The 13,321-nt window shown below is 70.6% G+C and carries 15 protein-coding genes; 8 read left to right on the top strand and 7 right to left on the bottom strand.

The features are described 5' to 3' along the window. Window positions 1–1,008, top strand: coding sequence for an ABC transporter substrate-binding protein (locus ACFQU4_RS02600; protein ID WP_377486526.1), 1,008 nt, complete (start codon window positions 1–3; stop codon window positions 1,006–1,008). Between the two features lie 43 nt (window positions 1,009–1,051). After that, complete coding sequence (locus ACFQU4_RS02595; protein WP_377486523.1) at window positions 1,052–1,945, top strand: DUF2797 domain-containing protein; 894 nt, start codon at window positions 1,052–1,054, stop codon at window positions 1,943–1,945. A 3-nt stretch (window positions 1,946–1,948) separates the two neighbouring features. On the opposite strand, the gene ACFQU4_RS02590 is transcribed toward ACFQU4_RS02595, so the two are convergent. The 3 genes from ACFQU4_RS02590 to ACFQU4_RS02580 all read right to left on the bottom strand — a co-directional run bounded on the left by ACFQU4_RS02590 (window position 1,949) and on the right by ACFQU4_RS02580 (window position 4,690). After that, window positions 1,949–2,758 (bottom strand): alpha/beta fold hydrolase, encoded by an 810-nt coding sequence (locus ACFQU4_RS02590; protein ID WP_377486520.1) that lies wholly within the window; start codon window positions 2,756–2,758, stop codon window positions 1,949–1,951. A gap of 358 nt (window positions 2,759–3,116) precedes the next feature. Further along, a complete protein-coding gene (locus ACFQU4_RS02585; protein ID WP_377486517.1) occupies window positions 3,117–3,602 on the bottom strand; it encodes an NUDIX domain-containing protein in 486 nt (161 codons plus the stop codon). A gap of 2 nt (window positions 3,603–3,604) precedes the next feature. Continuing rightward, the gene (locus tag ACFQU4_RS02580) at window positions 3,605–4,690 is read right to left on the bottom strand and encodes a branched-chain amino acid aminotransferase (RefSeq protein WP_377486514.1); all 1,086 of its coding nucleotides are present in this window, start codon (window positions 4,688–4,690) and stop codon (window positions 3,605–3,607) included. A gap of 83 nt (window positions 4,691–4,773) precedes the next feature. Between ACFQU4_RS02580 and ACFQU4_RS02575 the strand changes: the two genes are divergently transcribed. After that, window positions 4,774–5,832, top strand: coding sequence for a 3-isopropylmalate dehydrogenase (locus tag ACFQU4_RS02575; RefSeq protein ID WP_377486511.1), 1,059 nt, complete (start codon window positions 4,774–4,776; stop codon window positions 5,830–5,832). A gap of 107 nt (window positions 5,833–5,939) precedes the next feature. Here ACFQU4_RS02575 and ACFQU4_RS02570 read toward each other — a convergent pair whose 3' ends face one another. Beyond that, window positions 5,940–6,113, bottom strand: a complete 174-nt coding sequence (locus ACFQU4_RS02570) for a hypothetical protein (RefSeq protein ID WP_377486509.1) — start codon at window positions 6,111–6,113, stop codon at window positions 5,940–5,942. A 184-nt stretch (window positions 6,114–6,297) separates the two neighbouring features. On the opposite strand from ACFQU4_RS02570, the gene ACFQU4_RS02565 reads away from it, so the two are divergent. Continuing rightward, on the top strand, window positions 6,298–6,813 hold the full coding sequence (locus ACFQU4_RS02565; RefSeq protein ID WP_377486507.1) for an O-methyltransferase: 516 nt from the start codon (window positions 6,298–6,300) through the stop codon (window positions 6,811–6,813). Window positions 6,814–6,870: 57 nt separating this feature from the next. After that, window positions 6,871–7,410: a hypothetical protein gene (locus tag ACFQU4_RS02560; protein ID WP_377486504.1), complete on the top strand. Its 540-nt coding sequence runs from the start codon at window positions 6,871–6,873 to the stop codon at window positions 7,408–7,410. Window positions 7,411–7,419: 9 nt separating this feature from the next. Here the strand turns inward: ACFQU4_RS02560 and ACFQU4_RS02555 are convergent, their stop codons facing one another. After that, complete coding sequence (locus ACFQU4_RS02555; RefSeq protein ID WP_377486501.1) at window positions 7,420–8,166, bottom strand: SDR family oxidoreductase; 747 nt, start codon at window positions 8,164–8,166, stop codon at window positions 7,420–7,422. Window positions 8,167–8,349: 183 nt separating this feature from the next. On the opposite strand from ACFQU4_RS02555, the gene ACFQU4_RS02550 reads away from it, so the two are divergent. After that, window positions 8,350–9,591, top strand: coding sequence for a hypothetical protein (locus tag ACFQU4_RS02550; RefSeq protein ID WP_377486498.1), 1,242 nt, complete (start codon window positions 8,350–8,352; stop codon window positions 9,589–9,591). A 10-nt stretch (window positions 9,592–9,601) separates the two neighbouring features. On the opposite strand, the gene ACFQU4_RS02545 is transcribed toward ACFQU4_RS02550, so the two are convergent. After that, a complete protein-coding gene (locus tag ACFQU4_RS02545; RefSeq protein WP_377486495.1) occupies window positions 9,602–10,468 on the bottom strand; it encodes an RNA polymerase sigma-70 factor in 867 nt (288 codons plus the stop codon). 107 nt (window positions 10,469–10,575) lie between these two features. Here ACFQU4_RS02545 and ACFQU4_RS02540 point away from each other — a divergent pair, with 107 nt between their 5' ends. Both ACFQU4_RS02540 and ACFQU4_RS02535 read left to right on the top strand, forming a co-directional pair. Then, window positions 10,576–12,435 (top strand): PrsW family glutamic-type intramembrane protease, encoded by a 1,860-nt coding sequence (locus ACFQU4_RS02540; protein ID WP_377486493.1) that lies wholly within the window; start codon window positions 10,576–10,578, stop codon window positions 12,433–12,435. A 13-nt stretch (window positions 12,436–12,448) separates the two neighbouring features. Continuing rightward, window positions 12,449–12,904, top strand: coding sequence for a hypothetical protein (locus ACFQU4_RS02535; RefSeq protein ID WP_377486490.1), 456 nt, complete (start codon window positions 12,449–12,451; stop codon window positions 12,902–12,904). Here the strand turns inward: ACFQU4_RS02535 and ACFQU4_RS02530 are convergent. After that, window positions 12,901–13,293 carry a DoxX family protein gene (locus ACFQU4_RS02530; RefSeq protein ID WP_377486487.1) on the bottom strand — a complete coding sequence of 131 codons (393 nt, stop codon included), beginning with the start codon at window positions 13,291–13,293 and terminating at the stop codon, window positions 12,901–12,903. The genes ACFQU4_RS02535 and ACFQU4_RS02530 overlap by 4 nt on opposite strands. Between the last annotated feature and the right edge of the window lie 28 nt (window positions 13,294–13,321).

Raw genomic sequence — 13,321 nt, 5'->3', positions numbered from 1 at the left:
ATGATCACTCCGCCGCCCGGGGGCCTTGCGGTACGGTCCACGCCGCCCCTGCCCCGTCGCCGTCTCCTCGCCCTGCTCGGCACCACCGCCGTCGCGGTCACCGGTTGCTCCACGCCGGGAGCCGAAGGGACCGCCGAAGTCACCCGGACCATCACCCATCCGCTCGGCACCGCCGAGGTCCCGGAGCGGCCCGGCCGCGTCGTGGCGCTGGACCGCCGTGGCGCGTTGCCGCACCTGCTGGCGCTCGGCATCACGCCGGTCGGCGCGCTCACCCACAAGAGCATCATCGGTACCGACTTCCCCGAGCTGGTGGCCGAGCAGGCCGCCGGGGTCGAGGTGCTGCCGGTGGCCAGCGGAGCGGACGAGCCGGCCCTGGAGCCGGTGACCGCGCTGCATCCCGATCTCGTCCTCGGCTACTCGGGCGGCATCGAGGAGGTGTATCCGGCCCTGTCCCAGATCGCGCCGACGGTCGCGGTGGACGTGGACTTCACCGATGCGGCGGTGAGCCTGCGTGCCATTGCGGCAGCGGTGGGTCGCGAGGCCGAGGCGGACCGGGTGGTGCAGGAGTTCGAGCAGCAGTGCGACGAGCAGCTGGGCCGGCTCGGCGACCTCGGTACGGTCTCGATCGTGCTCGGGATCGGCGACCAGCAGTTCCGCGCGTACAGCAAGACGGGATCCTCGGTCGCCCGCTGGCTGAGCGAGCGCGGCGCGACCGTGGTTCCGGAAGCGGAGGGCGCGGAGGCCAGCGAGGACAAGACCTTCATGCTGATCAGCCCGGAGCGGCTGGACATCCTGACCGGCGACACGATCGTGGTGATGTACAACTCCGGCCCGGCCGGCGAGAGCGCGCTGGCCGAACTCGAAGCGGCGCCGACCTGGAAGCAGCTGGCCGCGGTCCGGGCCGGCCGGGTGGTCAAGATCAACTCGCAGTCCTCGGTCGGCTCGTACGGCTTCCAGGGCTACGCCTCCGTCCTCGACGAACTGGTGTCGGGCTGGCCGACGGACTGAACGGCGCGGCCCGAGTGTCGGACCCTTGGGCAAGAATGACCGGGTGGCAACGGAGGCGTCCTCGCGAGCGCTCGGACTCGGTTGGGACGAGAACGGCGCGCACCTGACCTGGTCCGGCCCGGAGCCGTCCAACCCGTTGCCCCTCGGCAGCGACCTGGCGCTGTCGGTCGGGGCCGATCGCCGCTGCGTCGGCTTCTGGCGCCGCGACCGGCACATCCCCTGCCCGACCCGCAGCGAGCTGCCGGCGACCGGTCGCGGTCCGGTGTGTCCGGAGTGCCAGACCCTGGACCGATGGGACTCCGTCGCCGCCGACACCAGGTTGGACGATCCGCGCGAGTTCTCGGTCTACCTGGCCCACCACGGCACCAAGATCAAGATCGGGATCACGGCCCGGGAGCGCGGCCGGCTCCGGTTGCTGGAGCAGGGCGCCCTGGCGTCCATGATCATCTCCACCGGCACCCTGCTCGCCGCCCGCCGCTCCGAGCACCTGGTCAGCACCGCCCTCGGCTATCCGGACCGGATCAGCTCGGTGATCAAGTACGAGGCCCGGACCCGGCCCGGCTCGGCCGCCGACCGGGCCCACGAACTGGCCGCGGCCGCCGATCAGGTCGGAACCCTCGACTGGCCCGACGGCCAGCATCCGACCGGCGAGCCCGAAATCGTCGATCACTGCAAGACGTACGGTCTGCCCGACGCCGGCCTGCACCCGCGGGAGGCGATGCTTCCGGTCGCGCCCGGTGCGGTGGTCGCGGGTCGGCTGGACTGCGTGATCGGCGCCGACCTCTATCTCGGCACCGACCGCGGCCCGGTCCTCGTCGACACCCGCCTGCTCGCTGGCTGGACGCTGCAGCCCGCCCGGCCCGGCGCCGTCTTCTCGGCACCGACCCGGGCGGTCGCTCCGGCTCCGCCGGAGGACACCCAGGACGCACTGTTCTAGCGATCAGCCGCGCAGGAAGCCCCGGATCTGCTCGGCGACCGGCTCCGGCGCCATCCAGAACGCGGAATGATCATGCCCGTCCAGGGTCAGCACCGTGACGTTCGGCAGGATCTCGGCCAGCGCCTCGGCGCCGACCCGGATGAAGGCCTCGCCCTCGCTGCCGACGGCCACCACGACCGGCGCGTCGATCGTCCAGCGATCCTTGGGCAGCGGGGTCCCGTCCTGCAGGCCGCGCAGGATCCGGCCGTCGTAGGCGTACGTGTGAGCGAGCGCGGCCATCGCCTCCCAGGACGGATCCTGCTTCATCATGCCGAGGTACTCGGCCGGCACGCCGATCATCTCGGTCATGAAGTACTCGACCGCCTCGCTCCGCCGGCCCGCCGCCACCAGTGCCTCCTGGTGCTCGACGTAGTCGGCCGGGGCCGGTGCCTTGGAGTCGTCGACGATGAACGGCGGCTCGTACAGGTAGACCGCGGTCACCTTGTCGCCCAGGGCGCTGGCCGCGTCGAGCGTCAGCCCGGAGCCGCCGGACCCGCTGGCGAGCGCCGCCGAACCGCCGGCCACCTCGATCAGGGCGGCCAGGTCATCGATCTCCCGGGCCGGGTCGTACGGCTGCGGATCGCCGCTGGCCCCACGCCCGCGGCGGTCGTAGCTGATCACCGTGAAGTCCGCCGCCAGCGCCTCGACCAGCCCGGCAACCCCGGTGTGATCCTCGGCAACGTTGCTGACCACGATCAACGCCGGACCGGACCCGGTCTGCAGGTAGGCGATCGTGGTGCCGTCGGCGGAGGTGACGGTGGAAAGTTCGGACATGACGTTCTCCTCGATTCGGTGCCGCGGTACGTCCGCGGACACTGCTACCTCGGAGCCACCCGAACTCCCTTGACACCCCTTTGACGTGACCTGCCTCACACCTTCGCGACGCTCGATCTCCCCCGACCCGCGGGATTGTCGACGATCCCACACCGAACCCGACCGCAACGGCGGCATTGTCGACAACCCCACCACCGGGCGCCCCGCAGGTCCGGTGGGCGAAGCATCCCTTCGCCCACCACCCCCGAACGTGGGGTTGTCGACAACCCCTCGCCAAACCCGACGACAACGTCGGCGTTGTCGACAAACCCACCCATCCGGTGCCGGCACGCTCGCGGCCCGCTGACCGGGTCAGGGCTCAGGAGGTCAGGTCGGCGTGGGCCTGGTGGATCAGGTCGCGGTGGATCGGGCGCAGGTCGGGCGGGAGTTCGTCGAGTTCGAAGAAGCGGGCTTCGAGGATCTCGTCCTCCTCCAGCCGGAGCGGGCCGTCGGAGACCAGCCGGCCGGACAGGTAGACCTCGACCCGGAGCCGGAAGCCGGACCGGTCGAAGCGGTGCCGGACGTCGGTCAGTTCGAGACCGGTCTCCTCGCGGACCTCGCGCTGCAAGGTCTCCTCGAAGGTCTCGCCGCGCTCGACGTACCCGGACGGCGGGCCCCACGGGCAGCCGGCCCAGAACCGGTGCCGCAACAGCAGCACCCGGCCGCGCGAGTCGAAGACGGCGCCGGTCACGCCGATCATGAAGGTCGCGTGCCGGAGCCAGAGGACTCGCCACTGGGCCTTCCCGCGGAGGGATCGCCAGACCCGTTCCGCGGCCCGGACGGCGAGCCGGTGCGGCGTGATCAAGATCAGGAGACCCGGCGCAGCCAGTTGTGGGTGTCCTCGGCGCGGCCGTACTGGATGTCCAACAGGGCCGACCGGATCGCGGCGGTCACCTCGCCGGCCTCGCCGGTGCCGACCCGGTGGCTCCCGTCGGCGTCCTTCAGCTCGGCGATCGGCGTGATCACGGCGGCGGTGCCGCAGGCGAACACCTCCTTGATGGCTCCGGACCCGACGCCCTCCAGCACCTCGGCCAGGCTGATCTTGCGTTCGACCGGGGTCAGGCCGTGGTCCTTGGCCAAGATCAGGATCGACTCGCGAGTGACGCCCTCGAGGATGGTGCCGGACAGTTCCGGCGTGAGAAGTTGATCATCGTCGGTGACCAGGTAGACGTTCATCCCGCCCAGTTCCTCGAGCCAGGTGTGTTCCGCCGCGTCGGCGAAGACCACCTGCTCGCAGCCGTGCTCGGCGGCCTCGGCCTGCGCGATCAGGCTGGCCGCGTAGTTGCCGCCGCACTTGGCCGCCCCGGTGCCGCCGGGAGCGGCCCGGGTGTAGCTGGTCGAGACCCAGATCTTGACCGGCTTCACCCCGGAGCTGAAGTAGGCGCCGGCCGGGCTGGCGATGCAGCTGTAGGTGACCTTCTTGGCCGGCCGGACACCGAGGAAGACCTCGGACGCGAACATGAACGGACGCAGGTAGAGGCTCTGCTCCTCCAGCGTCGGCACCCACGCCCGGTCGGCCGCGACCAGGGCCTCGATGCTGGCCAGGAAGTCCTCCTCCGGCAGCGGCGGCAGCGCGAGCCGGACCGCGGACCGGTGGAACCGCGCCGCGTTGCGCTCGGGCCGGAACAGCCAGACCGAGCCGTCGGCATGGTGGTACGCCTTCAGCCCTTCGAAGATCTCCTGCGCGTAGTGCAGGACGGCCGCGGCCGGGTCGAGACTGAACGGGCCGTACGGGACGATGCCGGCCTCGTGCCAGCCCTGGTCGGCGGTCCAGGTGGCGACGGCCATGTGGTCGGTGAAGTTGCTGCCGAAACCCGGGTCGGCCAGGACGGCCGCGCGCTCGGTGTCGCTGCGCGGCTGCGGGTTCGCGGTCAGGGGAAAGCTCAAGGTCATCGGTCCACTCCTTCGTCGATCTGAGATTACTGCTCTGCGAGATTCCCGGCCGAGCGCCGGATCGGACTCGCTACGATGCGCCGGTGAATCAGACCACTACTAGGACGATTGCCGTCATCGGCGGCGATTTCATCGGGCCGGAGGTCACTGCGGAGGCCGTCAAGGTGCTCCAGGCCGTCACGGCTCCGGGCAGCTTCGCCCTGCAGCCGTACGACCTCGGCGCGACCGCCTGGCAGCGGACCGGCGAGGTGCTGCCGGACTCGGTGCTCGCCGAACTCGCCGAGGCCGATGCCATCCTGCTCGGCGCGGTCGGTGCCGCCCCGAACTCGAAGGACATTCCGAGCGGGCTGCTGGAGCGCGGGCTCCTGCTCCGGCTGCGGTTCGAGTTCGACCACTACGTCAACCTGCGGCCGTCCCGGCTCTACCCCGGCGTGCCGACTCCGCTCGCGCCGTCGGTGACCGAGGGCAAGGAGATCGACTTCGTCGTCGTCCGGGAGGGCACCGAGGGGCTCTACTGCGGCAACGGCGGCGTCGTCCGCGCGGGCACCCCGCACGAGATCGCGACCGAGGTCAGCGTCAACACCGCGTACGGCGTCGAGCGCGTCGTCCGGGACGCCTTCGAGCGGGCCACCCGGCGCCGCAACAAGGTCACCCTGGTGCACAAGCACAACGTGCTGGTCAACGCCGGCGGCCTGTGGCGCCGGGTGTTCGAGGCGGTTGCGGCCGAGTACCCGCAGGTGACCACCGACTACCTGCACGTCGACGCGGCGACGATCTTCATGGCCACCGATCCGGCCCGGTTCGACGTGATCGTCACCGACAACCTGTTCGGCGACATCATCACCGACCTGGCCGCGGCGGTGACCGGCGGCATGGGCCTCGGCGCCAGCGGCAACATCAACCCGTCCGGGGCGTACCCCTCGATGTTCGAGCCGGTGCACGGCTCGGCGCCGGACATCGCCGGCCAGGGGATCGCCGACCCGACGGCGGCCATCCTGTCGGTGGCCCTGCTGCTGGATCACCTCGGCCTGACCGAGGAGGCCGCACGGGTGGAGAAGGCGGCGATCTCCGATCTCGCCGGCCGGACCGGCCAGCAGCGCTCCACCACCCAGATCGGCGACGCGATCGCCGCCGCCGTCTGAGCCGAACCCGGAAAACGCCGACTGAGCCTGTCGGAGTTCCTTGCTAGCAAGGGATTCCGGCAGGCTCAGCACAGAGATCGGGTACGGATTCAGGGCGCGGGAACCGATCAGGCGGCGGGATCGACCGACTGCTGACCGGTCTGCTGCTGACGGCGGATCACCGGCGGCGTGACCGAATGGGCCTTGCGCGGCCGACGGCGCGGCGGGGCGTCCGGATCATCGAGAACCCGGCGACCAGAGCGCGCCGTGGCGGACCAGTCCTCGGGATACATCTCGTACATGATCAACAACCTCACTCGTGCCTCGCAGTTGACAGAAATACTAGGACACCAAAGTAATTCTCACCCACGATGCGATACTTCATTCTCAGTATTCGGACGGGCTTGGTGGCACCGGGGAAGGTGCCACACTGAGGCCATGAGCGCTCCCCCGGAAATGCCTGAGTTGGTGACTCGGGCTCTCCGCATGTCCCTGGAGCGTGGTTACGTCCAGACCTCCCGCAGCGAGACCGGCCGACTGCTGGCGACCCTCGCGGCAACCCGGACCGGCACGATCGCCGAGTGCGGCACCGGCTGCGGCGTCGGCGCCGCCTGGCTGCGCAGCGGTGCGCCCAAGGCGACCCGGGTGATCACGGCGGAGCTCGATCCGGAACTCGCCCACGGCGTGATGGAGATGTTCGAGCACGACGACATCGACGTGCTGCACGCCGACTGGACCACGCTGGCCGACCACGCCCCCTTCTCTCTGATCTTCATCGATGCCGGCACCGCCCGGACCACCGAACGGGAACAGATCGTCGACCTGCTCGGCGACGGCGGCATGATCGTCCTGGACGACTTCGTACCGACGGCTTCCTGGCCGCCGATCGTCGGCGGCCGGATCGACAGCCTGCGCCAGGCCTGGCTGTCCGACGAACGGTTCGCCTGCGTCGACGTCATGGTCGCCGAGGACACCTCGGTCCTGATCGCCGTCCGTCGCTAAAGATTTCGTGATCTACGCGGAATTGGAACTCTTCGTCCGTTCGGGCATGCTGTGCGAGTGGCGGAACGCGACCGGCTCCCGAAATCGGTAAGGGTTTTCGGCGGCCTCCTGTTGATGGTGGCGTTCGTCTGCATCTGCCTCTTCGTGATCACCCGTTACGCCGGCTACTGGGGTGTGCCGCTGTTCTCGTTCCAGTCCGACAACGGGTCCGAGTGCACGAACGACTTCAACGGCTACACCTGCAGCACGGTGTCCCTGGCCGACGTCGAACTGCACGGTGAGATCGACCTGCCCGACGACACCTCGGTGGTCAAGGGCACCTACAAGGTCACCCACGACTACGCCCTCGACGTCACCCTCGAGGTGCCGAAGGCCTCGGCCGCCGGTGCGCTCAAGGCTCTCAACGGGTCCTTCGGCGCCTGCGGTGATCACCACACCGGGCTCGACACCGAGGGCCTGACCCAGTTGTGCGCCATGTCCAACGAGAACGTGTTCGGTTCCAAGGACGAGCGGAACCAGTCCCGCATCTTCAATGTCGGCACCGGCGTCCGCAAGGACGGCACCCGCGTGATCGCCCTCAGCGTCAAGTCCCGCTGACCGGCTGACTCAGCGAGCGGCCTGCCAGTCGGCGAACCGGGTCGCACCGACCACCGGATCGTCGCCCGGCAACAGGGTCCGCTCCCCCAGCAACGCACCGAAGTACCGCGCCGTGCGGTCGATCTCGACGTGACGCGGGTCGCCGGCGGCTGCCAGCGCGGTGCGCACCAAACGGTCCAGTCCGAAGGTCTCCGGGCCGGCCACCTCGCGGATCCCGTTGAGCGGCGCGGCGGTCGCGACCCCGGCCACCGCCGTCGCCACGTCGGCCGCAGCGATCGGCCGGATCAGGGCGTCCGAGAGCCGTACCGTGTCGCCGTCGGTCGCCTCGTCGGCAATCCCGCGAACGAACTCGAAGAACTGCGTGGCGTGCACGATCGTGTACGGCAGCCCGGACCCGGTGATCAACTTCTCCTGCGCGATCTTGCCCCGGAAGTACGCACTCTCGGCCAGCCGGTCGGTGCCGACGACCGACAGCGCGAGGTAGTGACCGACCCCGGCCCGGGCCGCTGCCTCGAGCAGCGTCGTCGTCGAGGTCGTGAAGAAGTCGAGCACCGCCTGCTCCTCGAAGGACGGCGAGTTGGTCACGTCGATCACCACGTCCGCTCCGGCCAGCACCGCGTCGACGCCGTCACCGGTCAGCGTGTTCACCCCGCTCGACGGTGACGCCGGAACCGCCTCCTCACCGGCCGCTCTCAGCCGATCGACCACCTGAGAGCCGATCAGCCCGGTGCCGCCGATGATCACGATCTTCGCCATCTCCAGTCCTTTCTCGGAATCCGGCGCCGATCGCACCGGTCACGCCCTAGACCGGGCACACGCGCGAATTGTGACAACACGTCCGGTAGATCCGTGTCCCGCCGCAGGGATGGTGTCCAATGAGTTCATGTCGGCGCGCTGGAACCTGGTCCCGTCCCACGGGCCGAGCCGGAACCGCGCCACGTGACCGGCGACGATGCCGGGACTGCGGCACGACCGGAGCCGCTGCGCCGCTTCGTCCCCCTGGCCTTGCTCAAGCCCGCCCTGGCCGCGGCGCTCGGTATCGACGGCGGCCCGCTGTTCCAGATCCTCGCGGTCGAAGACCTGAGCCTCTCCGCCGCCGCGATCGGCACGGCGTTCGGACTCGGCCTGCTCTCGCTGCCCGTCCAGGTGTGGGCCGCTCGGCTGCCCTTGCACCGGGCCCGGCGCAATCTACAGCTGTTCCTCGTGGTCGCGGCCATCCAGGCACTGATCCTGGCCGGGCTGATCTCCGTCGGCGCCACCGGCGGCCTGGCCGCAACCGCCCTGGTGATCACCGTGACCGCAGAAATCTCGATCTCGGTGCTGTTCACGACGGCGTGGCAACCGCTGCTCTCCACCCGGACCCGCAGCGTGGACCGGCAACGGCTCAACGCGTTCTGGTCGGCGATGGGGCGGGGGCTGTTGGCCGGCGTGCTGGTGATCTTCGCGGCGGTGAACGTCGCCGGCCGGGCCGTGGTGCTGATCGCCCTGGCCGCGGCGGCCGTCGCCATCGCGGTTCAGCTGCGCCGGGTCGTCGCGGGCGACCCGCCGCCGGTCCCGGCCACGCCCACCGCGCCGCGGCCCGTCCCTGAGAAGGCTCCCCTGGCCCCGGCGATGATCTGGATCCTGGCCAGTTTCACCTTGATCAACTTCGCCTCGCTGCCGATGTGGCTGGTCTATCTCGCCGAGGTGAGCTGGCCGGACGCGAACCTCGCCCTGGTCGGCGCCGTGCAGACGGCGGCCGTGGTGGCCGCGCTGCTGGCCTGGCGCAGCACCGACGGTCCGGTCGGCCGGCGGGTGATCGCCGGCACGCTGGTGTTGCTCGCCGGCAGTGCCGCGCTGCTGACGGTCGGCGGCACCGTGGCCGGTCTTCGGGAACAGGTGACCGTGTTCGCCGTGTCGGCGGCGATCGCGGCCGGGTCGACGTACGCGAGCATCGCGCTGCTGGAAGCCGCGCACCGCCTCGTCTCCGCGGAGAACAGCGTCCGCAGCTTCACCCTGCTCGACGTCGTCGACTCGTCCTCACTCCAGTTCGGCCTGTTCGCCGGCGGGCTGCTGGTGACCGTCTCCACGGTCGGCCAGCCGATCAGTCCGTACGTGATCTTCGTCGTCGGGACGTCGCTCGCCGCGGCGGTCGTCATCGGCATCACCGTCCGGCTCCACCCGGGCTCCGCGGCGTCCTGATCCGTGCCGGTCAGCCGGCCGGAAACTGGGCCAGCTTGTCCGGATTGAGGTGCCAGAGCACCCGGTCGATGCCGTCCGGCCCGGCCGAGACCGTGATCAACGCGTACGGGACGCCGTCGCGGGACAGCATCGCGGCGGCGGCGCCGTTGACCTGCCGGTGCGTCACCTCGGCGCCCTCCCAGAACCGGGCCGAGAAGGCGCGGACGACGCGGGCGATCCGGTCGCCGCCGAGGATCGGCAGCTTCGCCGCCCGGACCCGGCCGCCACCGTCGGAGTAGGACACCGCCTGCTCGGCCAGCAGATCCTCCAGCGCGGCCAGGTCGCCACCGCGGGCCGCGGTCAGGAACGCGTCCAGCAGTCGCTGCTGTTCGGCGGCATCGACCCGGCTGCGCAGGTTGCCGGCCAGGTGCTTCCGGGCCCGGCTGACCAGTTGCCGGGCGCCCGCCGCGGACTGGTGCAGCATCGCGCCGATCTGGTCGTACGGATAGTCGAACGCCTCCCGCAGCACGTACGCCGCCCGCTCGGTCGGCGTCAGCCGCTCCAGCAACAGCAGCACCGCGACCTCGAGCGCCTCGGCGCGCTCGGCACCGAGGGCGGGATCGGAGCTCGTGTCCACCGGGTCGGGCAGCCACTGTCCCGGATAGGTCTCCCGCCGCTTCCGGGCCGACTCGGCGACGTTGAGCGCGAGCCGGGTCGTCGTCGTGACCAGGAACGCGTCGACGTTCTCCACCCGCTCGTGCGGATAGTCCTGCCAGCGGATCCAGACCTCCTGCAGCACGTCCTCCGCTTCGGCGACGCTGCCGAGGATCCGGTAGGCGATCCCGAACAGCCGCGGTCGCAGCCGGTGGTAGTCGGCCTCCGCAGGCGAGGTGATCACGGTCGGAGAATACGCCCGGCGGTCGGCCTCGAACGAGCCGGACTTGGTTAGGCTCGTGCAACGTCCGCCGTACCCGACCCGGAGGCCGATTCGCCATGGTCGTGCTGATGATCATCGCCGCCTGCTACGGCGTGATCCAGCTCGCGGCGCTCGGGTCGGCGACCCGTTCGGTACGGGTCTCCACCCTGCTGCTCGCCGCCATGGCCGGGGCGTACGCGTGCGGTGCGGTCGCCCTGATCGGCGAACTCGGCTGGACCCATCTGGTCGCGTTGATCACCGGCGAACCGCTCTACGAGGTGATCAAGACCGCCTCGCACACCGTCGACCCGTTCATCGAGGAACTGGTCAAGGTCCTCCCGTTGATCTTGATCGCCTTGCTGGCGCGCCGGCTGCAGAAGCAGTGGGGCGTGACCGACTACCTGCTGCTCGGCGCGGCGATCGGCACCGGATTCGCTTGGATGGAAGCGATGCTGCGGTTCGCCGGCGACGCGAGCCAGGCCTTCGCCGACAGCAGCGGCGGGTTCCTGCTGCCCAGCCTGGCGCCGCCGCAGATCACTGGCGTCGGGCCGACGCTGGTGAGCTGGCTGCCGCCGCCGGTACGGACCGCCGACATCCTCGGCACCGCCGGCGCGGCGGTGAACCTGCACCTGGTCTGGACCGCGCTGGCCGGGCTCGGGCTCGGCCTGCTGGTCCGGATGCGCGGCTGGTGGCGGCTGATCGGCCTGGCCCCGCTGCTGTACGCGAGCGTCGACCATGCCGTGAACAACTACGCGATCGGGACCTACCACGAGGGGTTCGTGGGGTGGCTGCTGTCGGTGGCCGAGGCACTGCGGAACGTGCTGCCGTTCCTGGTCCTGGTCGGGCTGGTGCTGGCCGTCGGGATCGACCTGTTCCTGCTCCGGTCGGTCCGGTCCCGGACCGGACACCTCGTCACCGAAGCCGAGCGGAACAGCAAGGCCGGCGGGTTCGTCCTCTTCCGGTACGCGGCGTTCGGGCCGCCGTGGTCAGCGCTGGTGGCGATCAGGTTCGCGCTGGCCCGGCGTTCGGTCCGGTACGCCCGCGCCGCGAACCCCGACCAGGAGCCTCCGCTGGAGGCGACCGTGCGCGAGATCGCGACCATGATCGACAGCAGCTTCGCCCGTTCGGCCTGGCAGGGTGATCGGCTCAAGGCGCTGCGGCCGTCGATCGACCCGGTGAAGTTGATCACCAACTGGCGGGTCATCCTGTGGCTGATCCTCGGCGTACCGCTGTTCCTCTACTTCGTGCTCGGTGCGGTGCCGGCCACCGGCGGCCTGCAGAACCTGATGGAGTCGAGGGCGGTCTTCATCGGGGTGGTCGCGCTGACCGTGATCGCGATCTTGTACGGCGGCTGGCAGCTGGCCCTGCTGGTCCGGGGACTGCACCGCCGTGATCATGGTGGCTGGGGCGAGGCCGTGCTGCGGGCCGGGCTGCGGATCTCGATCGGCGCGGCCGCGCTGCTCGGCGGCACCGGCGCGGTGGTCCGGGCGCTGACCGGCACCGCCGGGAACGGTCGCGCCCTGGACACGTACCACATCCTGGATGCGCTCGGGCAGGCGTTGCTGGCGGTCGGCATCCTGATGGCGCTGGCCGGGCTGTTCGTGATGTTCCCGCCGGGCGGCGCGCTGGCCCTGGCCGGTGGTGGGATCCTGGCCGAGGGCGTCGCGATCGCGAGCATCCTCAAGATCGCGGCCGTGCTCGGTCTCAGCGGCATCGCACTGATGGCCGCGGCGCAGAACGGCGGCTACGGCGGTGGCGGTGGAGGCGGCGGTACGCCGGGCAACAACCAGGCCCAGAACAAGCAGTTCAAGGACGCCGTCCGGGCGGCCAACCGGGATCGGGACACGCCCCTGACCCGGGACCAGGTCCGCCGGGTGCACGAGGAGATCTCGGGCGAGAACCTCGGCTACCACGAGATCATCGAGACCATCAAGGCGATGTTCCCCTGAGGAGGAAGACACGATGAACCAACCGGCAACGCCGGAGGCCGCGGCCGCGGACCTGATCGGCCGGTCCGCGTGGGGCGCCCGGCAGGGCCACGGCAGCTTCCTCGACCTGCAGTTCGGGCCGGCCCGGGAGGCCGACCCGAAGCGCGGTGCGTTCCACCTGTGGATCTACCAGTGCGCCTGGCGGATCGAGCACGGTGCCGAGCTGGGTGCCGGCTCGGAGGACTCCCATGATCGGATCGAGGCCGCGCTGGCCCGGCTGAACGGCCGCGCCGTCACCGCGATCACGCTGCAGCGGCCGTCGTTGTCGACGACGTTCGAGTTCGGCGACTCGCGGCTGATCACGTTCGAGACCGCGACCGACCCGGCGGATGATCATGCCGAGCAGTGGCTGTTGTTCCGGCCGGACGACCTGGTGCTCGGCGTCGGGCCGGGGTCGGCCTGGCAGCTCTCCCCTGCCGACCAGGCCTAGGACGGCGTCGCGGCGGAGCGCGGCGTGATCTTGGCCGGCCCGGCCAGCCGGGCCCAGGCGACGAGGGCGGAGAGCAGTCCGGCCAGACCGGTCTGCACGGCGACGGCCGGCATGCCGAGACCGATGTTGATCACCGTCGCGCCGAGCATGGTGCCGACCAGGCCGATCGCCGCGATCGGGGTCAGGATCGGCAGCACCCGGGTCGCGGCCGGCACGATCAGGCCGACGGCGCCGACGATCTCGGCGAACCCGGCGATCTTGAGCAGGATCACCGGAATCCCCATCGACCCGGCCTGCAGGAACTCCCAGGAGGCGAACGCCTTGCTGGCCCCGACGAACAGGAAGAACAGGGCGAGCAGCCCCGTGATGATCCAGACCGCGATTCTCATGCTCGGACCTCCGTTGCCGATGTCGGCC

Origin of the sequence: Microlunatus sp. GCM10028923, assembly GCF_042666975.1 — a bacterium.
Classification (GTDB): Bacteria; Actinomycetota; Actinomycetes; order Propionibacteriales; family Propionibacteriaceae; genus Microlunatus.
Note: the sequence above shows the minus strand (reverse complement) of the source record. Positions and strands in the feature narration are given on the sequence as shown.

Coding starts and splice junctions, on each gene's coding strand:
- ACFQU4_RS02540 (WP_377486493.1), top strand. CDS start 10,576: ATGATCATCGCCGCCTGCTACGGCGTGATCCAGCTCGCGGCGCTCGGG.
- ACFQU4_RS02590 (WP_377486520.1), bottom strand. CDS start 2,758: ATGTCCGAACTTTCCACCGTCACCTCCGCCGACGGCACCACGATCGCC.
- ACFQU4_RS02530 (WP_377486487.1), bottom strand. CDS start 13,293: ATGAGAATCGCGGTCTGGATCATCACGGGGCTGCTCGCCCTGTTCTTC.
- ACFQU4_RS02555 (WP_377486501.1), bottom strand. CDS start 8,166: ATGGCGAAGATCGTGATCATCGGCGGCACCGGGCTGATCGGCTCTCAG.
- ACFQU4_RS02570 (WP_377486509.1), bottom strand. CDS start 6,113: ATGTACGAGATGTATCCCGAGGACTGGTCCGCCACGGCGCGCTCTGGT.
- ACFQU4_RS02535 (WP_377486490.1), top strand. CDS start 12,449: ATGAACCAACCGGCAACGCCGGAGGCCGCGGCCGCGGACCTGATCGGC.
- ACFQU4_RS02565 (WP_377486507.1), top strand. CDS start 6,298: ATGTCCCTGGAGCGTGGTTACGTCCAGACCTCCCGCAGCGAGACCGGC.
- ACFQU4_RS02600 (WP_377486526.1), top strand. CDS start 1: ATGATCACTCCGCCGCCCGGGGGCCTTGCGGTACGGTCCACGCCGCCC.
- ACFQU4_RS02580 (WP_377486514.1), bottom strand. CDS start 4,690: ATGACCTTGAGCTTTCCCCTGACCGCGAACCCGCAGCCGCGCAGCGAC.